The sequence below is a fragment of the Streptomyces sp. NPDC096105 genome (assembly GCF_044763335.1).
In the GTDB taxonomy this organism is placed as follows: Bacteria; Actinomycetota; Actinomycetes; order Streptomycetales; family Streptomycetaceae; genus Streptomyces.
In genome coordinates, this window is record NZ_JBIWGC010000022.1 from 13,685 (window position 1) to 37,741 (window position 24,057).

The window sequence follows — 24,057 nt, forward strand, 5'->3', positions numbered from 1 at the left end:
TCGAAAGAAATGCCGCAATTGCTGTGTGAGGCTGACGTTTCTTTGCTCCAGGCGTACGCGGGCGCACTACATTTTGGGCCGTTCACTACGGAGCCGAACGAGGTGCGCGAGATCTTGCAGGAACGGGCCAGAGCAACCCGCAGATCACTCCTGGAGGCAGCCGCCTGCCTCTTCGCCCAGCACGGCTACGCCGGTACGAGCGTCAACGACATAAGCGCCCGGTCGGGACGGACCAGCGGATCCGTCTACTTCCACTACGCCAGCAAGGAAGGCATCGCCCAGGCGGTCGTCCGGAACGGATTCGCGACCTGGCCCAGCCTCGTCCCCCGGTACGACGATCCGAGCGTGCCACCCCTGGAGCGCCTCGTCGCACTGAGCTACGAAATCGCCCGCGCGCTCGCGGAGGACTCCCTGACGCGTGCGGGTGCCCGGCTGTGGGCCGAGCGCCACACCATCAGCGCGGACCTCCCCGACCCCTTCGTCCTCTGGACGGCCGCGGCCACACGTCTGCTCGCCGAGGCCCGTGCCGGGGGGTGCCTGGCCGCCGGTGTCCGCCCGGCCGCCGCCGCCCGCACCCTGGTCCGGGCCTTCTACGGGTTCTGCACGCTCACGGAGGCGCTGGAAGGCCCCACCGCGCTCACCGGCCGCCTCTCCGACTGGTGGAAACTGGTCCTGCCGGCTCTCCAACGGGACGCGCGATCCGGTCAGGTCCCGGCGCGGCAGGGAGCCGTCACACCGGCCGCCGGCAGCCGTCCGACCTCACCCGCACCACCCCTGTACGGGCACACCGCAGGGGACCGGGGGCCGGCCGTTCGCATGACGGAACACGGGACGGACCGCACGGTGGCCGGCCCCGCCGGTACGGACGGCGACCGGGGGCCGGCGGGGTGCCGCGCAACGTGACGCCGACGTGAAGCCGGCGGGACGGCCCGCCCCTGGCACACTCCTTTCCCCCGGCGCGTCATCGCACCCCGGACCGGCCGTCGCGGACGACTGAGCGCAGCTCATCAACGCGCCGGCCTCACCGAGCCCCGCTCAGCCGCCGTTCGCGAGCCAGACCATCGGGTCCGTGTACTGGCCGTCGAGAAGCACCTCGAAGTGCGCTGTACCGCGGCAGCCGCTTCTTCACCTCGGCGACGAACAAGCGGGCCGGAGAAGGGACTCCGCCGGCCCTGGCGACCTCGTCCACCCCGACCGCGTACGCGGCGAGCGTGAGCTCGGCGAGATCTCCGTTCACGGTGCCCTTGGTGCGCAGCCCGGTCATCTGCTTCGACAAGGAGCAGTCCTGCCGCCCCAGGGCCATGATCGCGTCCACCTTGTCGTGCGGCGAGGACCTGCCGTTGCCGTCGTCGTCCCGGCCCCACTTCTTCCAGCCGGCGTCCGTGAAACGGGCGACGCCCAGCTCGGACAGGCCGGCGCCGTCGCTCTGCCATCCGGACAGCTGGTCGATGTGCGCGGCCAGAAGCGCGGGGGTGACGCCCACGCAGTCAGCCGTCGCCCTGCGCAGCCAAGGGACGTAGGAACCGTCCACGTTGCTGACGGCGGACTCCGCCTGGCCCGGCGTCCCGTCCTGCGGTACGGCCGCCCCACCGCCGGCCAACGAGACGAACGCGAAGACACCGCCGAGCGTCACCATGCCCGGCAGCACGATCAGCAGGCAGGCGCCCGGGCCGCGACGCCGACGCGGTGCGGTGGTGGAAGTCTGCGACGGGGGCTGTGGCGCGTCGTCGCCCTCGGGCACGTTCTGCATGGTCTCACTCTCGGCGTCCCGGCCTGTGGGGTACGCCGTGCCTTCCCTGTCCTCAGCTACGGCGAGAGACGCCGGTTCATGCGCACACGCTAGGGGATCCGTGATCGCCGCGACACCGGTCGCAAGGACAGGATCAACTGCCCGATGGGGCACCCTTCGCCACGGGTTCCGGCGCAACCCGCCGTCCCCACGGGCAACCCGACGGCCACGGCGCCCGATCGCCCGAACCGCGACCTGCCGCGTACCGGACCACCGGGCAGCCGGCACCGCCGACGTCCCGCACAGCCGATTCCGCCCGCGGAGGTGCGCCGCCCCCTGCCGTCGCGGACAGTGGAAGACAGGAAAGGAGCGTTCCGCGAGCGGCCGGCCCGGACGGGCCCTGCGGGGCCGTCCGCCCCATCCGCTGCCGACGGGTGACAGGCGTGGCCCCGAGCCCGGCTGCCACCGCGGTGTCCGCTCCGTACGAGGCCACGAGAGGGGCGAACCGCCATGGCAGCCACGCCCGTCATGCACCTGCCCGTCATCAGCGAGTGCGCGGCCGAGGGCTGCGCCTATAACCACGACCACACGTGCCGCGCCGCGGCGATCACCGTGGGGGACCTCGACAGTCCCGTCTGCGACACGTTCACGGGCGCCGACCTGGACGGTGGTGATCCGTCGACCACCGGCAGGGTCGGCGCGTGCAAGATGGCCGACTGCCGGCACAACTCCGGGCTGGAGTGCCACGCCCCGGCCGTCACCGTCGGCTACGAGCACGAGCAGGTCGACTGCCTCACCTACGCGCGGAAGTGAGGCACACACGTCGGGCCACGTCAGGCACGTGACGTGGCCCCGGCTGCCCTGAGCGAGGGCGCCTTCAGGTGAGCCCCGTCGCCGCGACCGCCAGGGCGGCGCGCAGGGCGGCCTCCAGGTCCGCCCGGGCGGTCGCCGGGTCGGCCGTGTGCCAGGCGTGGTGCTCCACGGCCGCGCGCAGGGCGGCGTTGAGCATGGCGGCCTGGACGCTCGGCCGCAGGTCGTCGGCGGGGAGGCCGGCCCGTTCGGCGAGGGCGCGGGCGAAGACGGGCTCCGCCTCGTCGTGGGTCCGGAGCCAGACCGCGCGGAGGCCGGGCTCGTTCCGGGTCAGCCGCAGCAGGGCGCCGATGTCCGGGCCGGGCAGGACATCGGCGCCGGCCCACAGGGGGTCGAGCGCCTCTTCGAGGGGCCGGCCGGCGGGCCAGTTCCGCAGCGCGTCGGCGATCGCGTCGATCCCGGTAGCGAGCAGCGGCCGTACGCAGCTCTCCTTCGACGGGAAGTATCGCCAGACCGTGCGTGCCGAGACGCCCACGGCCTGCCCGATCTGCTCGCCCGTCGTGGCGTCGACGCCCTGGGCGAGGAACAGGTCGACCGCGGCACGGGCGATCTCCAGCCGGACGGCGGCCTTGCGCTCCTCGGTCAGCGGTGGCCGTCCCGTCCGTCCGCGGGTTGCGGTCATCCGCGCCTCCCCTCCGACGACGGTCAGTGATGTCCCCGGTATTCTTGCTCACCACTTTATGTCACTGAGAGACATAAAGTGGGGGAGTCATCGGCACGGCGCGAGCGGAGTCCGCCGCGCCGGCCTTTTACGGACGGAGTACTGGATGACCGACGGTGTGAACGGACGCAGCGTGATCGTCACCGGGGCGGGGTCGGGCATAGGCCGCGCGGCCGCGCTCGCCTTCGCCGCGCAGGGCGACCGCGTCGTGGTCGCCGACCTCAACGCCGAGGGGGCCGGTGCGGTCGTCGCGGAGGTCGAGGCGGCGGGCGGCACCGCCGTGGCCGTCACGGGCGACCTGAGCGAGCGGGCCGTCGTGGACCGGGTGACGGCGACGGCCGTGGACCGGTTCGGCGGCGTGGACGTCCTGGTGAACAATGCCGGGATCATGGACAGCATGTCGGCCCTCGCCGACGTGAGCGACGCCGAGTGGGAGCGGGTCGTCCGCGTCAACCTGACGGCCCCCTTCCTCCTCACCCGCGCCGTGCTGCCGCACATGCTGGCCGCGGGCCGCGGTGTCGTCGTCAACACCGCCTCCGAGGCCGCTCTGCGCGGCAGCGCGGCGGGGGCCGCGTACACGGCCTCCAAGCACGGCGTGGTCGGGCTGACGAAGTCCCTCGCGGTGATGTACCGGAAGAACGGCATCCGGGCGAACGCCGTGTGCCCCGGCGGGACCGCGACCGCCATCACCGTGGACGCCGACCCGGCCGCCCACGGTCCGGCCGCGCTCGGCCCCCACTTCGCCAACCTCGGCCGGGTGTCGCAGCCGGAGGAGCAGGCGGCGGCGATCCTGTTCCTCGCCTCCGACGCCGCGAGCAACATCAACGGCGCGATCCTGCCCGTCGACGACGGGTGGTCCGCCGTCTGACACCCCGCAGCCGAGGTCCGGCGTCCGGTCCGCCGGCGGTGTCGCGGCCGCCCCGCCGCCGGCGGACCGGAGCCCGGCGCAAGCCCTACCGGGCCGGACGCGCCGGCTGGAGGATCGTGTCCATGGACTCCTCGCGCCACCGCGCGAGCAGTCCGTGGAAGGCGAACGCGCCGTGCGGATAGGCGGTGGGACCGTTCGGCCGGCCGCGTCCCTCGGCGTTGTAGTAACCGGGGGTGCACTCGGCGTGGAACCACGCGTGGTCGGGGGCGTCCTTCGCCAGGACGGCGATCCAGGCGTCCTCGGCCTCGCGGGACGGTTCGATCAGGGTGCCCTTCGCCTCCGCGGCCGCGACGAGTGCGGCGGCATGGACGGCGTGTTCGTCCAGGACGTGGGTGAAGTTGACGCTGGGGGCGCTTTGCACCCCGCCCAGTTGGATCAGGTTGGGGAACCCGTTGCTGGTGAAGCCGTGCAGGGTGCGTGGCCCCCGCGCGGCCCACGCGTCCTGCAGCCGGGCGCCGCCCCGGCCGTGCACGGGCAGCCGGCCGGAGAGGATGCCGGAGACCCCGGCGGAGAAACCCGTGGCGAAGATCAGGCAGTCGAGTTCGTACTCGGTGCCGCCGACCACGACGCCGCGCTCGGTCATGCGCTCGATGCCGTGGGTGTCGGCGGTGTCGACGAGGGTGACGTTGTCGCGGTTGAACGCCTCGAGGTAGAGGTCGGAGAAGGTGGGGCGCTTGCAGGCATAGCGGTACCAGGGCTTGAGCTTCTCCGCCGTGTCCGGATCGGTGACGACCGCGTCGACGCGGGCGCGGATCTCGTTCATCTTGGCGGCGTCCGCGACCTCGTAGGCGGCCTCGAACGCGGCACGACCGCCCTGGCGGCGGAAGCTCGGCAGCAGTTTCTCCAGGAGCCCGGCGGACGACGTCCACCGGTCCGCGACGAGGTCCTCCTCGGCGCTCTCGCCGGAGACGATGCGCAGGAAGTTGTCGCGTCGCTCGCGGGCCCAGCCGTGACGGCCGGCGCCGACGTCACCGGCGGTGGTGCGGCGGTTGGCGCGCACGTCCACGGTGGAGGGGGTGCGCTGGAAGACGTAGAGGTGTCCCGCGTCCTCGGCCAGCACCGGGACGACCTGGATGCCGGTGGCGCCGGTGCCGACGACGCCCACGCGTTTGTCCGCGAGACCGGTGAGGCCGCCGTCCGGGGTGCCGCCGGTGTAGCCGTAGTCCCACCGTGAGGTGTGGAAGGTGTGCCCCTGGAACGTCTCGATGCCGGGGATGCCGGGAAGCTTCAGCTCGGTCAGGGTGCCGGTGGCGGTGACGACATATGTCGCCCGGAACTCGTCGCCCCGGTCGGTCGAGACGGTCCACGCCTCCGACGCCTCGTCCCAGACCAGCGAGGTGACCGACGTCGAGAACAGGGCGCCGGCGTAGAGGCCGAACTTCTCCGCCATCCGCATCGCGTGCCGGCGGATCTCCTCACCCGGCGCGTACTTCCACTCGGGCACGTAACCGGTCTCGTCGAGCATCGGCAGATACACGTGCGACTCGATGTCGCAGTGGATGCCCGGGTAACGGTTCCAGTACCACGTGCCTCCGAAGTCGCCTCCCTTGTCGATCACACGGATGCGCTCGATGCCCTGCTGGCGCAGGCGGGCCCCTGCGAGGATGCCGCCGAACCCGCCGCCGACGATCGCGACGTCCACCCGGTCCCGCACCGCTTCACGTCCGACCGGATCCGTGTAGGGGTCGGCGGCGTAGTAGCCGAACTCGGCGTCGGCGCCGACGTACTGCCGGGGTCCGTCGGGGCGCACGCGGCGTTCCCGCTCGATCCGGTAGCGCTCCCTCAGTTCGGCCAGTGCCTCGGGTGTCGGCGTCTGTGAATGATCCATGTGGGGGGCCTGTTCCTTCCGGTCATCTGCCAGGAAGCCACTGTGTCCGCAACTCGACGCATCGCCTGAGGACTTGAGCAGCCATGCCGTACGGTAACAAGAACCGGACAGCGCTGTCCGGTTAGTGGAAGGTTGCTTCCGCATACTTTCGGACAGGAAGAGTGATCCCTATGCGACGACTCCCGCTCCGGCCGCTCGCCGGACTGGCCGCGATCGGACTGGCCCTGACGGGGTGCGGTACGCAGACGGCCGGCGCCCCGGAGGAACCGGGCGGCGCCGGAGAGGGCCGGACCATCCGCGCACAGCAGGTGATGCGCCTGACGGAGGTGCACGAGCGGACCGGGATGACCCTGCTGGAGGGGCCGGTCTTCGACGAGGACGGCACGCTGCTCGTCGTCGACGTCACCGCCCCGCCCGGCGCGCCGAAGGTGCTGCGCGTCGATGTCCGGAAGAAGACGTCCCGGCCGGTCCACACCGACGACCGCGGCGCCTACACCTCGGCCCAGTTCAGCCCGTACGACGGGCGGATCTACCTGACCGACTTCGCGCACGGCGACATCGTGAGCCTCGACCCGGACGGCGGTGACCCGCGGACCTTCTTCTCCGGCGACGTCGAGGGCGCGCCGATGAACCCCGACGACCTGGCCTTCGACCGGGAGGGCAACCTGTACGTCAGTGACTCGCGCGGCATGTCCGAAGGCGAGGCGAAGGGACGCGTGGTGCGGATCGACCGCACCGGCCGTGACGCCACCGTCCTGGCCGACGGCCTCGCCGCGCCGAACGGCATCTCCTTCGACGCGGACCACCGCGGGCTGTGGTTCAGCGAGCTGACACAGAACCGCGTCTCCTACCTCCTCCTCGACGCGGAGGGCTCCGTGTCCTCACGGCACACCGCCATCCGGGTCGACGGCGGGACCGCGCAGACCGACTCGATCGCGGTGGACGCGGCCGGCAACCTCTACCAAGGCCTGCACGGGAGGCCGGCGATGGCGGTCTACAGCAAGCACGGCGAACGGCTGGCGACCGTCGAAGTCCCGGCCCGCGCCGCCGACGGACTGGAGTCGGCGACCAACGTGGCCATCGCTCCCGGCGGGACCCGGGCCTACATGACCGTCAGCGGACCCGCCGGCGGCTACCTGTACGCCTTCGGCGCGCTGGCCGAGGGGGTACGGCAGTCCAACGGCGGCTGACGGCCGCCGTCCGCTCTCACACCTCGACGGGCCGTGCCGGTCCCACCTCGACACCGAGCAATCTCCAGGCCGCCCGCGCCCGGCGCTCCCGGTACTCGCGGGTGGGCCCGGTGACGGCCCCGGAGACCATGGCGACGGCGATCATCAGGTCGTCGGGCTCCGAAGCGAGCGGATGGTCCTGGGGCAGCAGCGTGCGCAACGCCCGCTCGACCCGCCGGGACAGCGCCACGGCGTACGCGGGAACAGTGCCCGTGCTGTCGGTGTGCAGGATGCTGATGAAGGCCGCCGACTCCGTCAGCTGCCAGGTGATGACACCGAGGAGTCCGGCCAGATCCGTCTCCTGAGCCGCCCTCTCGATCTGCCGGACGTTCTCCTCCAGGACCGCGGCCGCCAGGGCGGCCCGATCGGGGAAGTGCCGGTACAGCACACCCTGCCCGACCCCGGCCCGCCGTGCGATCGCCGACAGTGGGACGTCCAGCCCGTGCTCCGCGTAGATCTCCCGGGCGGCGGCGATGAGAGCCGCCCGGTTGCGGGCAGCGGCCTTGGGGCCCCCGCTCGCGGGCCTCCGTGCGTCGGACATGGGTTGCTGCGTCACCCCGTGAGAGTAACGGGGCCTTGCTCCCGTCCGGGGGCGAGGAGCAAGGCGGTGGCCCCAGGCGCGTCGCGCCGTCTCGGGAACCGTCCGTCGGGCACGTGGGCGAGGCGGTGAAGAGGCTGTGCGGCCGACGCGGTTCACGGCCCGGCCGGCGGCGTCCACGTCGGTGCGGGGCGGCCGGCGGCGCGTGCGTCCCCGCGGGTCTTCGGCCCGCCGTAGGCCCCGGCATGAGGCCCACGCCCCGGAACCGGGCACTCCTGTCCCCGGCACTACACTTGTGTCAATGGTCCGAACCAGGCGCTGGCTCCTGCCCCTTCTCCTGGCGGCCGCCCAACTGGCCCTGTGGTGCGCCGCGGCCCGTACGACGGAACCGGCCCGGGGAGCCGCCGCGTGGATCACCGCTTCCGTCGCCACGGCTGCCTGCGTGCTCGCGCTCGGACAGCGCAGGCGGGCGCCGCTCGTCGCCCTGGCCGGAACCCTCACGGTGTCCGTCCTGGCCCGACTCGCCCTGCCCCCCGACACGCTGAACCTGGTCACCGTGGTGGCGGTCCTCGTGGCGCTCTTCTCCGTCACCGCTCTGAGCGACTGGGTCAGGGGACTGAGCGCGACCGCCGTCGCCTGCGCCGTCCAGTTCCTGCCGAGCGCAGCGGAACACGGGTTCGGCGGCGCTCTCCTGCCCGACTGGTTTCTCACCGTCGGCTTCTGCTCGGTGGCGGCCGCCCTCGGCGCGGGCCGACGGCACTGGCGCGGCGAGCGACGGGTGTCGCTGCTGCGGCTGGTCCGCGCCGAGCGGGGAAAGAAGCGGGCGGCGGACGCCGAACGGGACCGGCTGGCCCAGGAGTTGCACGACATCAGCGCACACCACCTCACCTCCGTCGTGGTATCCGTGGAAGCGGCCCGCCGGCTCGGTGGCAGCAGGCCCGAACTGGTCACGGACGCCCTCGCCTTCGCGCGCCGCACCGCTGAGGAGACCCGGTCCGCCCTCGAACGGCTGGTGACCGTCATGCGGGCGGACGACGGACCGGCCGACCGGCCGATGACCGCGGCGATCGAGGAACTCGTCGCGGGGTTCGGCAAGGTGGGCCGCCCCGTCGCGGTGTCCCTGCCCGCCGATCTCGCCGGCCCCGCGGCCGAAGCGGCCCACGGCATCGTCCGCGAGGCCCTCACCAATGCCCTGCGCTACGCGCCGGGCGCCCCGGCCGCCGTCCGGGTGGAACGGGCCGACGGCGCCTTGCTGCTGACGGTCGACAACGGCAGGCCCCCCGGCGCCGCGGGCGACCGGCTGGGCATCGGCTCCGGCCGCGGTGTGGCAGGGATGCGGCGGCGCGCCACCGACCTGGGCGGGCAACTGACCGCGGGGCCCCGGCCCGACGGGGGCTGGCGCGTGCACGCCGTGCTTCCCGAACCGACCTCCGCCCGCGGTGTGCCCGCCGGCAGACGGCGCGACTTCACCCGCGAGCAGCGGATCGCGGACGCGGCGGTGTTCGGCTTCGTCACCACGGTCTCGGTGGGTGCCGCCCTGGAGGCGGCGGACGGCTCCCACCTCGATGCGTCGGTCCGCCTGCTGCTCGCGCTGCTGCTGACCGCGCACGCCCTGCCCCTGCTCGGCCGTCGCCGCGCTCCCTGGGCGATGCTCGCGGCGACCTGCGCCACCGCCCTGCTGTGGCCGGCGGCGCTCCGCAGCGGGATGCTGCCGCCGGCCGCCGCGAGCTGTCTGCTCTGGGGCGGGTGCGCGGAGCTGGCCGCCGTCTACGCCGTCGCCGCGTACGGCCGTGTCCTGCGTGCCCCGTCGCACGCCGGGCCCCCGCCGACGGCGACGGCGTACCCGCCCCGTTCCCGGCTGACGTTCCTCGCGGTCCCCGCCGCCGTCCTGTCCCTCGCGAGCGCGGTCATGGCCTCCTTCGCCGCCGACGGCCGGCTCCTCGGGGACCCCGTCGACCCGTTCGGCGTCGTGTTCCTCCTCGTCCCGCTGCTGTGCGTCCTCGCCGGGGGATGCGCCCTCGTGTGGCTGGCAGGATGGCTGGTGCACAGGCGCCGGCGGAGGGAGCTGGACCGCCGGCACGCGGAGCTCTCGGCCCTGCTGTCGAGTACGAAGGACCTGGTCCACGACGAGCGTCGGCGGGTGGCGGACGGCCTGCGGGAGACGGTGCTCCGGGAGACCGACCGGGTCGTCTCCGCCGCGGAGGCGGGCAGTCTGGACGACGTCGCCGCCGCCACCCGGGCGACCCTGGCCGCGATGCGCGGTCTCCTGGGAAGCCTCGACGCCGGCAAGGCCCCGCAGGCGCCGCGCCCCGCAGGCACGGCGGCCGGCTCCCCGCGCGTGTAGGAGAATGGACCGGGTGAACGGCCCCTCGCGGGCGAGGGAAGGAGAGATGTCATCAGCATCCGTGTGCTGGTCGCGGACGATCAGGCGATGATACGTGCGGGGTTCACGGCGATCCTCGCGGCCGAACCCGACATCACCGTGGTCGGCGAGGCGACCGACGGAGGCACGGCCGTCGCCATGGCCGCCGAGCTCCAGCCCGATCTGGTGCTGATGGACATCCGCATGCCGGGCATGGACGGGCTGACGGCCACCCGTCTGATCACGCAGAACGGCAGCCCCGTCCGGGTCCTCGTGCTCACCACCTTCGACCTCGACGCCTACGTCTACGACGCCCTGCGGGCCGGGTCCTCCGGCTATCTGCTCAAGGACTCCGACCCGGACGAGCTGCTGAACGCCATCCGGGTCGTCGCCGCCGGCGACGGCGTCCTCGCGCCGGCGGTCACGGGACGTCTGATAGCCGCCTTCGCCCAGGGTGCCCCGGTCTCCGCGCGGACCACGGCCGCCGTGGACAGCCTCACCCCCCGCGAACGGGAGACGCTGACACTGGTCGCCACGGGCCTGACCAACGCGGAGATCGGGGAGCGGCTGGGGCTGGCGGTGGGCACGGTGAAGGTGCATGTGAGCGCCGTGCTCGGCAAGTTGAACCTCAGGGACCGCGTGCAGGCGACGATTTTCGCCTACGAGAGCGGTCTGATCCGCCCGTCGGGATCCCTCGCCTCCCCCTGACGGGCGTCCCGGAGGCGGCCTGCGCCCCTGCCGGGAACCTCCCCGGACGCTCCAGCTCCGGTCAGGGCGCGAACCGAGCTCCGGGACGGCTCGGGAGCCGGGCGAGCCCGGCGGGTGCGGGGCGCCGGACCGGTTCAGGCCGGGACGAGCTCCAGCACGACGACCCGGGACGCGGACGGAGTCGTCCGGACCGGTACCAGCCCGGCCCGCTCGGAGAGCCGCCCGAACTCGTCGAGGCTGCGTTCCCGTCCGGTCGACAGCGCCATCATGTTGAGGTCCATCAGCGGCTCCAGGCCGGGCGTGCCGGCCCGGTCGACGAGGAGCTCCATCACCAGCACCCGCCCACCGGGACGCAGGGCTTCCCGGCAGTTGCGCAGGATGCGGACACAGGAGTCGTCGTCCCAGTCGTGCAGGACGAACTTCAGCAGGTGCACGTCCCCCGACGGCACCTCCTCGAAGAAGTCGCCGCCGACGAAGTCGAACCGGTCCGCGACACCCATGGCGTCCGCGGAGGCGCGGGCCTCGGCGGCCACGTGCGGAAGGTCGAGGACCACGCCGGTCAGGCCGGGGTGCCGCTGCATGAGGGTCTGGACGAGGTTCCCGCCGGCGCCGCCGACGTCCACGGCGACCCGGGCGTCCGCCAGGTCGATCACGTCGGCCAGCTTGCGGGCCAGACCGCGGGTCATGGCGGTCATCGCGTTGGTGAAGACCTCGGCCTCCGCCGGTTCGCCGGCGAGCCAGTCGAAGACGGGCGCACCGAGGGTCGCCCCGGTCGGCGGGACGCCGGTGCGCACGGCGTCCGCCAACTGTCCCCAGGGCAGCCAGTGGGACCGGGCGCCGCCCCACAGGGCCAGGTCCCGCAGGGAGTCAGGGGCGTCGGAGCGCAGGGTGTCGAGCAGGGGCGTACCGGTGAAGCGCTCACCGTCGGCCGGGACGACCAGGCCGAGGGAGGCACAGGCCCGCAGGAACCGGAAGGTCGCATCGGGATCCAGGGACTCCGCCGCGGCCACCTCGGCCGCGGTGGCACCGGTTCCCCGCACATGGTCGGCGATACGCAACTCGGCCGCGGTGCGCACCACTTGGGTGACCCAGTAACCGGTGATCATCTGAAGCATCCGGCCCGTGACCCCCACGGGGGGTCCGGCGGAACCCGCTGCGACGAAATCGTGCTCGAACAAAGTCATGTGGAGGATCATGTCGCCCGGCGCGCCCGGCGGCGTCCTCCGCCGTGAGGAGTGCCGACTAGGCCGTGGGACATAGACGGGTCCTCCGGAACCAGCGGCCGACCGCGCCCGGCACGCCACTGTCGGGGCGTCGCCGGCCAGGGACTTCCACCTGGTGCGGGGCGACGCCCGGAAGGGGAGCCGCGGCCCCTGCCCGCGCGTGGGGGCCACGGCGTTCACCGCCGTTCGGCCGCCTCCTCCCGTGGTCATGCCCGGGCCGACGCAGGCGAAGCCGGGCAGGGCCGGGCCGGGTACCGCCCGAGAACAGGGCCGGCCGGCGCCACGCATGGCGCACGGCGGAAGGCCCGCGGGCCGGGGGACGAACAAGGGCCGCGCCGTGCAGCGACGGGGGGAGCGCTGCTGGCGCGGCCTCGCCACGCGGCAGCGGGGGGCGTCCGCGGCGTGGCGTGATCCCCGGATACCCGCGATCCCGTCCACCACACCTCCGCGCGTGCGGGGGAGTCCGGGCCGTCGGGTCGGCCGACAGGACGTGCCGCGCCCGGTCGGCCCCTCGGCTGGCCGACGTCCGCGGGTGGTCGGGCGGGGACGTCCGCGCCGCCGGACCGGACGGCCGGCGCCGGTCATCGCGCCCCTGCCGTGATCCGGTGCGGTACGCCCCTCTCCGGGGCGGGTGATGCCCGGGGCCCGCCCACGCCGCGTCCCTCCGGGCCTCGGCGGCAGGGCTCGGACGGGCCCCGGAGAGGGCGCGGAATATTAGTCGCTTATTAGTCGTCCCGGCTCCCTTGACCCTCCCGCCGGACGGGGGCACTGTTGCTGACTAATCCGCATTAGCGCGTCGAACCTCCTGTTCACCGCCCTGCTAATGCGCATTAGTCACGAGCCGTCCGGAGGATTCAGCATGGCCGAAAAGGTGCCGTCCCGGCAGCGTCGTGGCCGACCCCGTCAGGCCGAGGTGGCCCGGCTCGCCGGGGTGTCCCAGACGACGGTGTCGCTGGTGCTCGGCGGCAACAAGCAGGGCATCGCCCTGCACGAGGACACCCGCGCACGGGTGCTGGCCGCCGCACGGGAACTCGGCTACGTGCCCGACCCCGCCGCCCGCAGGCTCGCCGCGGCCCGCAACAACCTGCTGGGCGTGTTCAGTTTCACCGCGACGTTCCCGACCGCGGTGGAACACTCCTACTATCCGTTCCTGGTCGGCGTGGAGCAGGAGGCGGCCGCCCAGGGATACGACCTGGTGCTCTTCACCGGCTCCAGTTCCGGCGGCGCCCAGGCGCGCGAGCCGGGAGCCCTGGACCGGGTGCGGCTCGCGGACGGATGCCTCTTCCTCGGCCGGCACGTCCCCGACGACCAGTTGGGCAAGCTCGTCGCCGACGGCTATCCGGCGGTCCACATCGGCCGCCGCGACGAGCCTCGGGGACTCGCCTGGGTCGGTGCCGACTACGTCGCCGCGTCCGCCGAGGTCGTCCGCCATCTCATCGAACTCGGCCACGGCCGCGTCCTGTTCGTCCGCGAGGACGACGACGCCCTGGCCTCCACCGACCGCGAGCGAGGCTTCCGCGCCGGGCTCGCCCGGTACGGCCCCCCGGGCGCCGCCGACGACCCGGCCGTCGTGGTGCGCACCTCGCGCCCCGAGGACGACATCACGCCCGAGTGGGTGCGCGCGCGGCTGGACGAGGGCGTCACCGCCTTCGTCACCGAGGAGACCGACAACGGAGCGGCCTGGCGAGCGCTGCGGGCCGCCGTCACCGAGGCCGGTCTGGACGTGCCCGGCGACCTGTCCCTGGCACTGCTCGGGTCCCCGCCCGCCGACCTGGCCACCACCGCACCGTCACCGACCGGCTTCGACGTGCCCCGTGCCGACCTGGGCGCCGCCGCGGTCCGCTTGCTCATCGCCCAGCTGTCCGGACAGGGACACGAGGAGCCCCTGGTGGCCTGTGCCTTCCGGCCCGGGCACACCACCGGCCCGCCACCCGGCGGGGCCGGCCGAGGCACCCGATAGGACCGGAGGCCGGTGGGCGACGGCCCGCCCCGGTCACCGGCCGGGGCCCTCCGCCCGGCACGCCCGCATCACCCACGAGGCGACGTCACCCAGGGCCGCCCCGCCACGCCGTCGGCGGACCACCCCGGCCCCGACCGGCCACCCGCCACGACGGACCGCCGCCACGCCACCGACGGACCATCGCGGCTCACCTCACCCCCGGACCGTCCCACCGCACCCCGACCACGCCCGTCCCACGGCGTGCCGCCGCACGCCGTTCGTCCCCCGAGGAGCCAGCACCGTATGCCCATCCCCACCGGCACCCCCACCGACACCGACGTCCTCGTCACGGGCGGCGGCACGGGCGGCGTGGCCGCCGCGCTGGCCGCCTGCCGCGCGGGGCGCACCGTCGTCCTCACCGAGGAGACCGACTGGATCGGCGGCCAGCTCACCGCCCAGGCCGTGCCCCCGGACGAGCACCCCTGGGTCGAGCAGTTCGGCGTCACGGCCTCCTACCGGGCGCTGCGCGAGGGGATCCGCGCGTACTACCGGCAGTGGTACCCGCTGCGCGCCGAGGCCCGGGACCTGCCCCTGCTCAACCCCGGCGCCGGCCGCGTCAGCAAGCTCTGCCACGAACCGCGCGTGGCGCTGACCGTCCTGGAGTCGATGCTCGCCCCGCACATCGCGGCCGGGCGGCTCACCGTGCTGACCCACACCCGGCCCGTCGCCGCCGACACCGACGGCGACACCCTGCGCGCCGTGACCGTGGAGGACGTCCGCGACGGCGCCCGGCACACCATCACCGCTCCCTACGTCCTCGACGCGACGGAGACCGGTGAACTGCTCGAACTCGCCGGTGTGGAACACGCCTCGGGCGCCGAGGCCCGGTCCGAGCACGACGAGCCGCACGCCCCGGACACCGCCGACCCCCTCAATCAGCAGGGCATCACCGTCTGCTTCGCCCTCTCCCACCACCAGGGCGAGGACCACACCATCGACCGCCCGGACGACTACGCCTTCTGGCGCTCCTACCGGCCCGGCTTCTGGCCGGGCCCGCTCCTGGGCTTCCTCGCCCCCGACCCCCGCTCCCTCGAGCCGGTGCCGCGCACCTTCGAACCCAACCCCGACACGGACCCCCTCGGCGTCGACGCCGACCAGAGCGCCGACGCCGGTGACAAAGAACTGTGGGGCTTCCGCCGCATCCTGGCCCGCGCGCTGCACCGCCCCGGCGCCTTCGACTCCGACGTCACCCTCGTCAACTGGCCGCTGAACGACTACTGGCTCAAGCCGCTCGTCGGCGCCGGCGAGGACACGTCACGCGCCGCCGTGGAGGAGGCCCGACAGCTCTCCTTGTCCGTCCTGTACTGGCTCCAGACCGAGGCGCCCAGGACCGACGGCGGTACCGGCTTCCCCGGCCTGCGGCTGCGCCCGGACGTCACCGGCACCGCCGACGGGCTCGCCAAGGCGCCCTACGTCCGTGAGTCACGCCGCATCAAGGCCGTCACCACCGTCACCGAACACGACGTCGCCATCGACCTCGTCGGCCCCTACGGGGGCACCCGCCACCGTGACTCCGTGGGCGTCGGCGGCTACCGCATCGACCTGCACCCCTCCACCGGAGGCGACAACTACATCGACATCGGTTCCGTGCCGTTCGAGATCCCCCTCGGTGCCCTGCTGCCCCGCCGGATGCGCAACCTGCTGCCCGCCGGCAAGAACATCGGCACCACCCACATCACCAACGGCTGCTACCGCCTCCACCCGGTCGAATGGAACATCGGCGAGGTCGCCGGCGCGCTCGCCGCGCACTGCCTGGAGGAGGGCGTCCGCCCGCACCAGGTGCAGGAGGAGGACAAGCGGCTGGAGGAGTTCACCCGCGTGCTCGACCGGGCCGGCGTGCAGCGCCACTGGCCCGACGTCCGCGGCTACTGACCGCCCGCACCCGCTCGCCGGCCGCCCGTGCGGTACGGCGGCGCGACCGCCCGCCGTACCGCACCGTCCGCCGTGCGCACGAACACAAGGAGGTGTTCCCCCCATGGCTCCGGCCCCGCACCGCATCCGCGTCGGCATCGACGTCGGAGGAACCTTCACCGACGCCGTGGCCGTCGACTCCGTGCCCCTGGAACTCGTGGCCCAGGTGAAGGTCCCCACCACCCACCACCACGAGGACGGTGTCGCCCACGGCATCGTCGAGGCACTCGACCGGCTGCTGAAGGACGTCGGCAGCGGCCCGGGGGACGTCGCGTTCCTCGCGCACGGCACGACCCAGGCGACCAACGCCCTGCTGGAGGGCGACGTCGCCCCCGTCGGGCTCGTCGGGATCGGCTCCGGCCCGGGCGCCTGGCCCACCCGACGGCTCGCCGGGCTCGCCTCCCTCGAACTCACCCCGGGCAAACGGCTTCCGCTGCACTACGCCCACGTCACCGACCCCGACGACCCCGCGGCCGTCCGCTCCGCCGTCGACACGGTCACCGCCGCGGGGGCCGAAGTGCTCGTCGCGACCGAACCCTTCGGCGTCGACGTCCCGGACGGCGAACGGGCCGTGCGGGACGCCGCCCGCGCACGAGGCCTGCCGGTGACCGCCGCGCACGAGATCACCTCGCTGTACGGGCTGCGCAAGCGGACCCGGACCGCCGTGGTCAACGCGGCGATCCTGCCGAGGATGCTCGCCACGGCCGACCTCGTGGACCGCGGCATCACCGCCGCCGGGGTGACGGCGCCGCTGATGGTGATGCGCTGCGACGGGGGCGTGATGTCGCTGGACGAGATGCGCCGCCGCCCCCTGCTCACCGTGCTCTCGGGCCCCGCGGCCGGAGTGGCCGGGGCGCTGATGCGGGAGCGGCTCAGCGACGGCGTCTTCCTCGAGACCGGAGGCACCTCCACGGACATCAGCGTCGTACGCCGCGGCAAGGTCGCCGTACGGCACGCCACGATCCTCGGCAGACCCTCGTACCTGTCCGCGCTCGACGTGCGCACCGTCGGCGTCGGAGGCGGCTCCATGGCCCGCGTCGCGGACGGCCGCCTGCACGCCGTCGGCCCGCGCAGCGCCCACATCGCCGGCCTGCCCTACGCCTGCTTCGCCACTCCGGAAGAACTCGCGGGCGCCACACTGGTCACCGTCTCCCCCCTCGACGGCGACCCGGACGACTACGCGGTCATCGAGGCGGCCGGCGGCCGTTTCGCCCTCACCCTGACCTGCGCGGCCAACGCCCTGGGCCGGGTTCCCGCAGGCGACTTCGCCGCCTGCGACCCCGAGGCCGCCCGTGCCGCACTCCGACCGCTCGCGGACGCGCTCGGCACCGGCGTCGACGAGGCGGCCGGCCACTTCCTCGACGCGGGCGTGCGACAGGTCAGGGAGGTCACCGAGGCGATGATGGACGACTACGGGCTCGACCGGGACACCGCCGTGCTGGTCGGCGGGGGCGGCGGCGCGGCCTCGGTGACCCCCCACCTGGCCGCGGTCACCGCGCTGCCCGGCCGCATCGCCCGGCACAACGAGGTCATCAGCCCCATCGGGGTCGCCCTCGCCCTCGTCCGGGAACAGGTCGAACGGATCATCCCCGGGGCGACGCAGGAACAGATCCTCGGCGTGCGCGCCGAGGCCGAGACCGCCGTCGTCGCCCAGGGCGCCGACCCGGCGGCCGTCGAGGTCGAGGTCACCGTCGACCCCCAGACCAACACCGTACGGGCCGTCGCCACCGGTGCCACCGAACTGCGCACCCAGGACCGGGCGCACCGCGCCGACGACACCGAGCGGCTCGAACTGGCCGCCGCGAGCCTGCGCGCCGACCCGGCCGCCGTCCGGGTGCTCGCCGAGACGCCCGCCCACACCGTGTACGGCACCGTCCGGCACCGGCGCTTCCGCAAGGCCCGGCGCCCGGTGCGGGTGCTGGACGCCGACGGCGTGGTACGGCTGCACGCGGCCGACGCCACGGTCGCCTCCACCACCGTCGGCGAGGCGCCGGAACTCCTCGCGGGCCTGGTGCGCGACACCACCTCCTACGGTGACGGGGGAGTGCGCGCCCCGGCACTGCGCCTGCTGTTCGGCTCCCGCATCGCCGACCTCTCCGGCGTCCTGGAGGCGGGACCGCTGCTGGCCCTCGCCCGCAGCGAACTGCGGTCCCGCGCGGCCGACGAGCCGGTCGTCGCGGTCCTGGAGGTGCGCGCATGAGCACCCGCACACACCGTCCGCCGACCCCGCGCACCCGTGCCGGACACGCTCCGGACAGCCCCTCGGCGGCACCACCGCGGGAGCGGCAGCCCGGCCGTCGCCCGGTGACGGCCCCGCCGGACTCCCCGTTCCTCACCCTGCCCCCGGCCCGCCAGGAGCAGCTGCGCGCGGCCTGCGCGCGCCTCGCGGCACTGGACGACACGGAGTTCGGCCTGCGGCTGCTCGCCGGCACGCCGGGGCACGAGACGCGGGACGAGGGACTGCTGCGCCGGTGGGCCCGGACGGCGACGGACTTCGGCGCCGGGCTGGCCGCCACCGCAGCGGCCGGACCCGCCCCCGGCACACCGGGAGCGCGCGTCGTCGAGACCACCGGCGGAACGGACCGGCTGCTCCTCGCCCGGTACCGCTCGCGGCCCGTGCCCACCGTCGAGCTGTTCACCGACACCCTCGCCCTCGGCGAGCACCTGGTGGACGTCCTCGGCTGGCGGCACCTGTACCCCGCCGGCTCCCTGAGGGCCGCCGCCCTCGCCCACGAGCGGGCCCACTGCCTGCTGCACGAGGACGCCCGCGCCCGCCGGGCACTGCGCGACCGGCTCGGGCACACCGCCCTGCGGATCGGCGCGCTGCGCGTCCCGGGACACGTCGCCGGCGCCGGTGAACTCGTAGCGCACGCCTACGCGGGCGCCGTCTGCGGCCTGGGCCGCACCCCGCTCCTCCTCACCGCCGCGCTGACACACGCGGTCCAGGCCCTCCGAGAGGACTGAGGCCCCGCCATGGGAATCGTCATTCTGCTGCTCATGCTCGCCGGGGTCGCGCTCATGCTGGCCCGCGTGCTCCCCACCGCCTTCGCCCTGGTGCTCCTCGGCGTCGCCATGGCGATCGCCGCCGGAGCGCCGCTCACCGGGGAGAACAGCCTCCTCGACACGGTGCTCCAGGAAGGGCCGCCGGCTCTCGCCGCGACCATGCTGGCCGTGCTGATCGGCTCCTGGCTCGGCAAGCTGATGGAAGAGACCGGCATCGCCGGCACCCTGGTCCGTAAGATCGTCGAGTTCGGAGGCGACCGTCCCACCGTCGTCGCCCTCGGCGTCCTCACGGTCTCCGCCCTCATCGGCACCGTCACCGGCTCCGCGCCCGCGGCGATGATGGCGGGCATCATCGGCATCCCCGCGATGATCGCGGTCGGCGTCCCGAAGACCACCGCCGCCGGCACGATCCTCATGGGCATCGCCGCCGGTCTGCCCTTCGAGCTGCCCGTCTGGCAGTTCTTCTCCACGGCGCTGGAACTGCCCCTCGACACGGTGAAGGGCTTCATGCTGAAGCTGTTCCCGTTCGCGGCCTTCTTCGCCGTCCTCTTCGTCCTGGTGGAGTCCCGCCGCAGGGGCGTCGAACACGCCTGGTCGCTGACGCCGGCCACGGAGCGCTCCGGCGACGACAGCCCCCGGAGCCGGCGGCGCGCCCGCGCCCGCCGGATGGGCGACGCCCCCTGGTACGCGCTGCTCGCCCCCGTGGTGCCGCTGGTCCTCGCACTCGGCCTCGAACTGCCCGTCATCCCGTCGATGCTCGGCGGCGTCCTGTGGGCCGCGCTGACCACGACCCGGCCCGGACACCTCAACAAGCGGCTCCTGCGCACCCTCTACGCCGGCTTCGAGGTCGCCGCCCCGCCCATCGCCCTCTTCGTCGCGATCGGCGTCCTGCTCGCCGCGGTGAGACTCCCCGGCGCCGTCGAGGCGCTGAACCCGCTCGTCGAGGCCGTCGCACCGGACGACCCCGTCGTCTTCGTGCTCGTGTTCACCCTGCTGGTGCCGCTGTGCCTGTACCGCGGGCCGCTCAACGTGTACGGCCTCGGCGCGGGAATCGCCGGCGTCCTCATCGCCGCCGGCATCTACCCGGCCGTCGCCGTGCTCGGACTGACCGCGTCCTACAACCAGGTGTTCGGCGTCAGCGACCCGACGAGCACGCAGACCGTGTGGGCGGCGCAGTACTCGGGCGTCAGCCCCCAGCAGGTGATGCTGCGCACCCTGCCGTACGTGTGGTGCGTCGCCCTCGGCGGTCTGATCGTCACCGCCGCCACCCAGCTGTGAGCCGCACGCGATCCGCCCTCCCGTCCGACCGAACCGAAGGAGCCGTGACGACATGACGTTCGACCGCCGTACCTTCCTGCGCACCGCCACCGCCGGCGGCGCCGTGCTCGCCTTCGGGGCGCAGGGCGCGGGCCCGGCCGGCGCCGCCCCCGGCGGCTTCCCCGACTACCGCCACGTCCGCACCCTCCTCACCCCCGCACAGCTCGCCTACAACCCCACCGGAGAGATCATCTTCCCGTGCGTCCGCGGGGTCTACGACAAGCTGAGCGCCTCGCTCGGCCGGTACTACCTGTACTACGCCCCGCACGACGCGCCGGGCGGCATCTGCCTCGCGTACGGCGACTCCCTGGAGGGTCCGTTCACGGAGTACCCGGGCAACCCGATCGTGAGCAACGACTGGTCCCCGCACTACAGGGTCAGCCACGTCTCCTCACCGCACGTGCTGTGGAACGCCGATGTCCGTGAGCTGTGGCTGTACTTCCACGGCGAGAACACCACCACCCGGCTCGCCCGCTCCAAGGACGGCGTGCACTTCGCCTACGACAGGACGGTCCTCAGCACGTCGATGATGCCGGCGGGCACCACCGAGACCTCCTACGCCCGGGTCTTCCGGCACGACCTGCCCGCGCGGGGCGCCCGTTACGTGATGCTGTTCATGTGGAACACCACCGCCGACCACCGGGACATCGGCTGGGGCTGGTCGCCCGACGGCCGCACCTGGGAATTCTCCGACCGGCCCCTGATCGACCACGCCGAGGTCGGCGCGGTCAACGTCGGCGGGCCGCACCTGCTCACCCGCGGCGGCAGCGCGTACGTCGTGTACAACACCGACAAGGGCAGCGGCGGCGACATCCTGATCACCGAGGTGGGCAGCGACTTCTCCCGCCGCGACCACCTCGGCGTCTTCTACGCCTCGGGCAGCGCGGCACCGGAGAACGGGCGCGCGGCGTCACCGTCGTTCGGCACCGACGGCGGCGTGCCGTACATGGTGTACGAGGCGGGGGAGCGGCTGTCGGGCGCCATCGCGCTGGCCCGCGGCACGGTGTCCGCGCGCCCCCGGTAGAGCCGGTCCCCCGTCCCGGCCGGCCCGTCCCCGGCAGGGCCCGGTGTCAGCGCTCGCGGAGGCGCGCCGCCAGGCCGGACAAGGCGTGCGCCGTCTCGGTGAGGCTCGCCACGGCGGTCTCCAGCTCCGAGGCGACGCGGGAAGCGGCGGCGGGAGGACGGGTGGGGGACGCGACGGCGACGGGGGTGCCGCGATAGCCGATGGGGCCTTCGTCGTGGCGCTGGTAGTAGCCGGTGAAGCCCTGTCCGGCGGGGCCCTCGAGGAAGCGGACCTGGGCGAGCTGGATCTCGCACGCGCCGGCGTTGCGGGTGATCTCCAGACGGTGGTGACGGTGGGCCTTGGGCGTGCCGCGCAGGGAGAACTCCCGTGTCAGGTGACGCCGGTCGAACATCTCACCCGTGCGTGAGTCCAGCGGTGTCCAGGTGCGGCCGTCATGGGATCCGTGGAGGGTCCAGTCCTGGGGGTCGCGGTCGGGGTGGTCGTTCGCCGACACGAGGACGTACGAGGTGACGGCGGCGGGGCGGGCCAGTGTGAAGTCGAGCAGCGCGGTGTCGTCGCCCACCAGCCACTTGCTGCGGGAGCCGTCGAGGAGGTTGCGGGCGACCTCGCCCGCCGCGTAGTGCTCGCCGCTCGCCCCGACCTCGGTCACCTCGGCCTCGGTCTCGAGCGTGTGCAGGACGGCCACACCGGAGTTGCCCCGTTGGTCCCGCCAGGTCACCCGCTCCAGCGCGGACCCGCCGTCGTCCACCAGCAGCCGCAACTCGTGGGCGCGGTGCCAGCCGCCGCCCCACCCCTCCTCGGTGTGGAAGCGGTACAGGGATTCCGCCGGTACCTGCCCGACGCCCTCCGGGTATGCCCAGCGGCCGGTGACGCGGCCCCGGTACTCGTGGACCGTACCGTTCGCGTCACGGCGGCAGCCGTGGAAGTCGGACATGTTCGACTGGAAGCTGATGGCGGTCTCGGCGCCGTCGGCGCCGCGCCATCCGAGCTGTGCGGGCAGCGAGTGCTCGCCCCGGTCGATGTGGAACAGCAGCCGCGGCGCCGGCTGCCAGTGGGCGGAGGAGGAGTGGGCGGGCCGGAGTTCCGTACGGTAGGCGAACACCGAGTCACGGGCGGCCGCCGCGGTCCGGGCACGCTCCGAACGGCCGCGCTCCCAGACGGGGTCCAGGGTGACCCGGTAGAGCCAGAGCATGGTGCTCGCCTCGGCCGAGGAGCGTATCTCCAGGGTGTTGACGCCCGGCTTCAGCAGATGCCCGGGAACGGCGAGGACGTTGTCCTGCGGAAGGTCCCCGCCCCCGGGCACGGTCAGATCCTCGACCACCGGCTCACCCTGCAGGAGCACGTCCATCGGAGCGTACCCCAGCGATCTCCCGGCCTTGGAGACGAGCGCGGTGACGGTGAGGGTCACCTGCGGAACGTCCTCCGGGTCGGCCACTTCGAACTCCAGCGTCACGCTCCCGCCCGCACTCAGCGCCAGGTGCGACCCGGCGAATCGGGCCCTGTGCAGCCTGACGTCGGCGTTGCCCACTCGGGCCGGGCCGACGGAGAAGTCCGCATACGTTGCCTCAAACCCCATGGCGTCCTCAGCTCCTGATGCCCGGTCGACGGAGCAGCCGTCCACGCGACGACTGTGATCGGAAACCCTAGTGCGCCGGACTGACGACGCGGTCGGGGAGTGCCGGGGTGGCCAGGCGCACCGGGCCGCGTCCACAGCCGTGCGGTCCGGGGCCGGCGCCTCGGTCCGGCCGCAGGCGCTCTGCTGCGGCCGGTCAGTCGCCGAGCGCCTCGGCCATCGCGTCGAGGTCGGCGAGCAGGGCCGCCAGGCGGTCCGGGGCCACGTTGCTGATCATGCGCTGCTCAATGGCGTAGACGGCGCCACGGGCGGCGCGCAGGCGTTCCTGGCCGGCCGGGGTGAGGTGCACGGGCAGGGCGCGGCCGTGCTCCGCGGAAGCCGGGCGGGTGATCAGACCGCCGTCCCTCAGACCGCGCAGGACGACGTTGGCGGACTGCCGGGTGACGAACGTGCCACGGGCCAGGGCGGCGTTGGACAGACCGGGCTGTTCGTCGAGGAGTTCCAGGCAGGAGTACTGCGGGACGGTCAGGCCGTGTTCGCGCAGTGCCTTGTCCATGGCGGAGCGCAGCGCGGCCGAGGTGCGCTTGAGGCGGTATCCGACGTGCTCGGTGACGTCCCGGGCCGGGTGCGGCGGGGGAACGGGCGTCCGATCTTCCATGTCAGCATTTTGACATGACTGACGGAAGGTATCTACAGTCCTTGATGTCAAAGTCCTGACATCAGATTCCTGGAGGAAACATGACCGCCGCCGTCGAGGGCCCCGACTTCATCGCTCTGCAAGTCACGGACCTGCCCGCTGCGGCGGCCTTCTTCGAGAAGCACCTCGGCCTGCGCCGCGCCCCCGTCTCGCCGCCGAACGCGGTGATCTTCGCCACCACCCCGATCCCCTTCGCCGTCCGCGAGCCGCTGCCGGACACCGACCTGACCGGCGACTCCACCCCCGGCCTGGGGGTGGCACTGTGGCTGCGCACCGACGACGCCGCCCACCTGCACGCGCAGCTCGTCGCGGCAGGCGTCGACGTGGCCGGCCCGGTACAGGACAGCCCCTTCGGGCCGACGTTCACCTTCACCGGACCCGAGGGCTACCGCCTCACCGTCCACGGAGGCTGATCACGGCCGTCGCCGTCCCGCTCCTCGTGCCGGAGCCGGGGCGG

At 73.7% G+C, this 24,057-nt stretch carries 20 protein-coding genes; 13 read left to right on the forward strand and 7 right to left on the reverse strand.

What is annotated here, in order from left to right; all coding sequences use genetic code 11:
- Positions 1–102 precede the first annotated feature (102 nt).
- Positions 103–903 (forward strand): ScbR family autoregulator-binding transcription factor, encoded by an 801-nt coding sequence (locus ACIQ8B_RS27015; RefSeq protein WP_403550314.1) that lies wholly within the window; start codon positions 103–105, stop codon positions 901–903.
- Positions 904–1,021: 118 nt separating this feature from the next.
- On the opposite strand, the gene ACIQ8B_RS27020 is transcribed toward ACIQ8B_RS27015, so the two are convergent.
- Positions 1,022–1,750, reverse strand: a complete 729-nt coding sequence (locus tag ACIQ8B_RS27020; RefSeq protein WP_403550316.1) for a hypothetical protein — start codon at positions 1,748–1,750, stop codon at positions 1,022–1,024.
- 489 nt (positions 1,751–2,239) lie between these two features.
- On the opposite strand from ACIQ8B_RS27020, the gene ACIQ8B_RS27025 reads away from it, so the two are divergent.
- On the forward strand, positions 2,240–2,542 hold the full coding sequence (locus tag ACIQ8B_RS27025) for a DUF1540 domain-containing protein (RefSeq protein ID WP_198602659.1): 303 nt from the start codon (positions 2,240–2,242) through the stop codon (positions 2,540–2,542).
- Between the two features lie 64 nt (positions 2,543–2,606).
- On the opposite strand, the gene ACIQ8B_RS27030 is transcribed toward ACIQ8B_RS27025, so the two are convergent.
- Positions 2,607–3,221 carry a TetR/AcrR family transcriptional regulator gene (locus ACIQ8B_RS27030; RefSeq protein WP_403550319.1) on the reverse strand — a complete coding sequence of 205 codons (615 nt, stop codon included), beginning with the start codon at positions 3,219–3,221 and terminating at the stop codon, positions 2,607–2,609.
- A 145-nt stretch (positions 3,222–3,366) separates the two neighbouring features.
- Between ACIQ8B_RS27030 and ACIQ8B_RS27035 the strand changes: the two genes are divergently transcribed.
- Positions 3,367–4,128, forward strand: coding sequence for an SDR family NAD(P)-dependent oxidoreductase (locus ACIQ8B_RS27035; protein ID WP_403550321.1), 762 nt, complete (start codon positions 3,367–3,369; stop codon positions 4,126–4,128).
- A gap of 85 nt (positions 4,129–4,213) precedes the next feature.
- Here ACIQ8B_RS27035 and ACIQ8B_RS27040 read toward each other — a convergent pair whose 3' ends face one another.
- The gene (locus ACIQ8B_RS27040) at positions 4,214–6,016 is read right to left on the reverse strand and encodes a flavin-containing monooxygenase (protein WP_403550323.1); all 1,803 of its coding nucleotides are present in this window, start codon (positions 6,014–6,016) and stop codon (positions 4,214–4,216) included.
- A gap of 170 nt (positions 6,017–6,186) precedes the next feature.
- On the opposite strand from ACIQ8B_RS27040, the gene ACIQ8B_RS27045 reads away from it, so the two are divergent.
- Positions 6,187–7,206, forward strand: a complete 1,020-nt coding sequence (locus ACIQ8B_RS27045) for an SMP-30/gluconolactonase/LRE family protein (protein ID WP_403550325.1) — start codon at positions 6,187–6,189, stop codon at positions 7,204–7,206.
- 16 nt (positions 7,207–7,222) lie between these two features.
- Here ACIQ8B_RS27045 and ACIQ8B_RS27050 read toward each other — a convergent pair whose 3' ends face one another.
- On the reverse strand, positions 7,223–7,801 hold the full coding sequence (locus tag ACIQ8B_RS27050; RefSeq protein WP_403550327.1) for a TetR/AcrR family transcriptional regulator: 579 nt from the start codon (positions 7,799–7,801) through the stop codon (positions 7,223–7,225).
- Positions 7,802–8,084: 283 nt separating this feature from the next.
- On the opposite strand from ACIQ8B_RS27050, the gene ACIQ8B_RS27055 reads away from it, so the two are divergent.
- On the forward strand, positions 8,085–10,127 hold the full coding sequence (locus tag ACIQ8B_RS27055) for a sensor histidine kinase (RefSeq protein WP_403550329.1): 2,043 nt from the start codon (positions 8,085–8,087) through the stop codon (positions 10,125–10,127).
- A 51-nt stretch (positions 10,128–10,178) separates the two neighbouring features.
- Positions 10,179–10,853, forward strand: a complete 675-nt coding sequence (locus tag ACIQ8B_RS27060) for a response regulator transcription factor (RefSeq protein ID WP_290009877.1) — start codon at positions 10,179–10,181, stop codon at positions 10,851–10,853.
- 134 nt (positions 10,854–10,987) lie between these two features.
- On the opposite strand, the gene ACIQ8B_RS27065 is transcribed toward ACIQ8B_RS27060, so the two are convergent.
- Positions 10,988–11,968 (reverse strand): methyltransferase, encoded by a 981-nt coding sequence (locus ACIQ8B_RS27065; RefSeq protein ID WP_403550331.1) that lies wholly within the window; start codon positions 11,966–11,968, stop codon positions 10,988–10,990.
- A gap of 967 nt (positions 11,969–12,935) precedes the next feature.
- Here ACIQ8B_RS27065 and ACIQ8B_RS27070 point away from each other — a divergent pair.
- From ACIQ8B_RS27070 to ACIQ8B_RS27095, 6 genes are all read left to right on the forward strand, one after another.
- On the forward strand, positions 12,936–14,036 hold the full coding sequence (locus ACIQ8B_RS27070) for a LacI family DNA-binding transcriptional regulator (RefSeq protein ID WP_403550333.1): 1,101 nt from the start codon (positions 12,936–12,938) through the stop codon (positions 14,034–14,036).
- 282 nt (positions 14,037–14,318) lie between these two features.
- On the forward strand, positions 14,319–15,947 hold the full coding sequence (locus ACIQ8B_RS27075; protein WP_403550335.1) for an FAD-dependent oxidoreductase: 1,629 nt from the start codon (positions 14,319–14,321) through the stop codon (positions 15,945–15,947).
- 103 nt (positions 15,948–16,050) lie between these two features.
- Positions 16,051–18,186: a hydantoinase/oxoprolinase family protein gene (locus tag ACIQ8B_RS27080; RefSeq protein ID WP_403550337.1), complete on the forward strand. Its 2,136-nt coding sequence runs from the start codon at positions 16,051–16,053 to the stop codon at positions 18,184–18,186.
- Positions 18,183–18,950 carry a hypothetical protein gene (locus ACIQ8B_RS27085; protein ID WP_403550339.1) on the forward strand — a complete coding sequence of 256 codons (768 nt, stop codon included), beginning with the start codon at positions 18,183–18,185 and terminating at the stop codon, positions 18,948–18,950. Before ACIQ8B_RS27080 ends, ACIQ8B_RS27085 begins: the two co-directional genes overlap by 4 nt.
- Before the next feature lie 9 nt (positions 18,951–18,959).
- Positions 18,960–20,267 carry a TRAP transporter large permease subunit gene (locus ACIQ8B_RS27090; RefSeq protein WP_403550341.1) on the forward strand — a complete coding sequence of 436 codons (1,308 nt, stop codon included), beginning with the start codon at positions 18,960–18,962 and terminating at the stop codon, positions 20,265–20,267.
- Positions 20,268–20,319: 52 nt separating this feature from the next.
- On the forward strand, positions 20,320–21,330 hold the full coding sequence (locus ACIQ8B_RS27095; RefSeq protein ID WP_403550343.1) for a hypothetical protein: 1,011 nt from the start codon (positions 20,320–20,322) through the stop codon (positions 21,328–21,330).
- Between the two features lie 46 nt (positions 21,331–21,376).
- Here the strand turns inward: ACIQ8B_RS27095 and ACIQ8B_RS27100 are convergent, their stop codons facing one another.
- Both ACIQ8B_RS27100 and ACIQ8B_RS27105 read right to left on the reverse strand, forming a co-directional pair.
- Positions 21,377–22,906 (reverse strand): alpha-1,2-mannosidase, encoded by a 1,530-nt coding sequence (locus tag ACIQ8B_RS27100; protein WP_403550345.1) that lies wholly within the window; start codon positions 22,904–22,906, stop codon positions 21,377–21,379.
- 193 nt (positions 22,907–23,099) lie between these two features.
- Positions 23,100–23,561, reverse strand: a complete 462-nt coding sequence (locus ACIQ8B_RS27105) for a MarR family winged helix-turn-helix transcriptional regulator (protein ID WP_403550347.1) — start codon at positions 23,559–23,561, stop codon at positions 23,100–23,102.
- A gap of 80 nt (positions 23,562–23,641) precedes the next feature.
- On the opposite strand from ACIQ8B_RS27105, the gene ACIQ8B_RS27110 reads away from it, so the two are divergent.
- A complete protein-coding gene (locus tag ACIQ8B_RS27110) occupies positions 23,642–24,013 on the forward strand; it encodes a VOC family protein (RefSeq protein WP_403550348.1) in 372 nt (123 codons plus the stop codon).
- The last annotated feature ends 44 nt before the right edge of the window (positions 24,014–24,057 follow it).

Coding starts and splice junctions, on each gene's coding strand:
- ACIQ8B_RS27020 (WP_403550316.1), bottom strand. CDS start 1,750: ATGCAGAACGTGCCCGAGGGCGACGACGCGCCACAGCCCCCGTCGCAG.
- ACIQ8B_RS27025 (WP_198602659.1), top strand. CDS start 2,240: ATGGCAGCCACGCCCGTCATGCACCTGCCCGTCATCAGCGAGTGCGCG.
- ACIQ8B_RS27030 (WP_403550319.1), bottom strand. CDS start 3,221: ATGACCGCAACCCGCGGACGGACGGGACGGCCACCGCTGACCGAGGAG.
- ACIQ8B_RS27035 (WP_403550321.1), top strand. CDS start 3,367: ATGACCGACGGTGTGAACGGACGCAGCGTGATCGTCACCGGGGCGGGG.
- ACIQ8B_RS27040 (WP_403550323.1), bottom strand. CDS start 6,016: ATGGATCATTCACAGACGCCGACACCCGAGGCACTGGCCGAACTGAGG.
- ACIQ8B_RS27045 (WP_403550325.1), top strand. CDS start 6,187: ATGCGACGACTCCCGCTCCGGCCGCTCGCCGGACTGGCCGCGATCGGA.
- ACIQ8B_RS27055 (WP_403550329.1), top strand. CDS start 8,085: ATGGTCCGAACCAGGCGCTGGCTCCTGCCCCTTCTCCTGGCGGCCGCC.
- ACIQ8B_RS27065 (WP_403550331.1), bottom strand. CDS start 11,968: ATGCTTCAGATGATCACCGGTTACTGGGTCACCCAAGTGGTGCGCACC.
- ACIQ8B_RS27070 (WP_403550333.1), top strand. CDS start 12,936: ATGGCCGAAAAGGTGCCGTCCCGGCAGCGTCGTGGCCGACCCCGTCAG.
- ACIQ8B_RS27075 (WP_403550335.1), top strand. CDS start 14,319: ATGCCCATCCCCACCGGCACCCCCACCGACACCGACGTCCTCGTCACG.
- ACIQ8B_RS27080 (WP_403550337.1), top strand. CDS start 16,051: ATGGCTCCGGCCCCGCACCGCATCCGCGTCGGCATCGACGTCGGAGGA.
- ACIQ8B_RS27085 (WP_403550339.1), top strand. CDS start 18,183: ATGAGCACCCGCACACACCGTCCGCCGACCCCGCGCACCCGTGCCGGA.
- ACIQ8B_RS27090 (WP_403550341.1), top strand. CDS start 18,960: ATGGGAATCGTCATTCTGCTGCTCATGCTCGCCGGGGTCGCGCTCATG.
- ACIQ8B_RS27095 (WP_403550343.1), top strand. CDS start 20,320: ATGACGTTCGACCGCCGTACCTTCCTGCGCACCGCCACCGCCGGCGGC.
- ACIQ8B_RS27100 (WP_403550345.1), bottom strand. CDS start 22,906: ATGGGGTTTGAGGCAACGTATGCGGACTTCTCCGTCGGCCCGGCCCGA.
- ACIQ8B_RS27105 (WP_403550347.1), bottom strand. CDS start 23,561: ATGGAAGATCGGACGCCCGTTCCCCCGCCGCACCCGGCCCGGGACGTC.
- ACIQ8B_RS27110 (WP_403550348.1), top strand. CDS start 23,642: ATGACCGCCGCCGTCGAGGGCCCCGACTTCATCGCTCTGCAAGTCACG.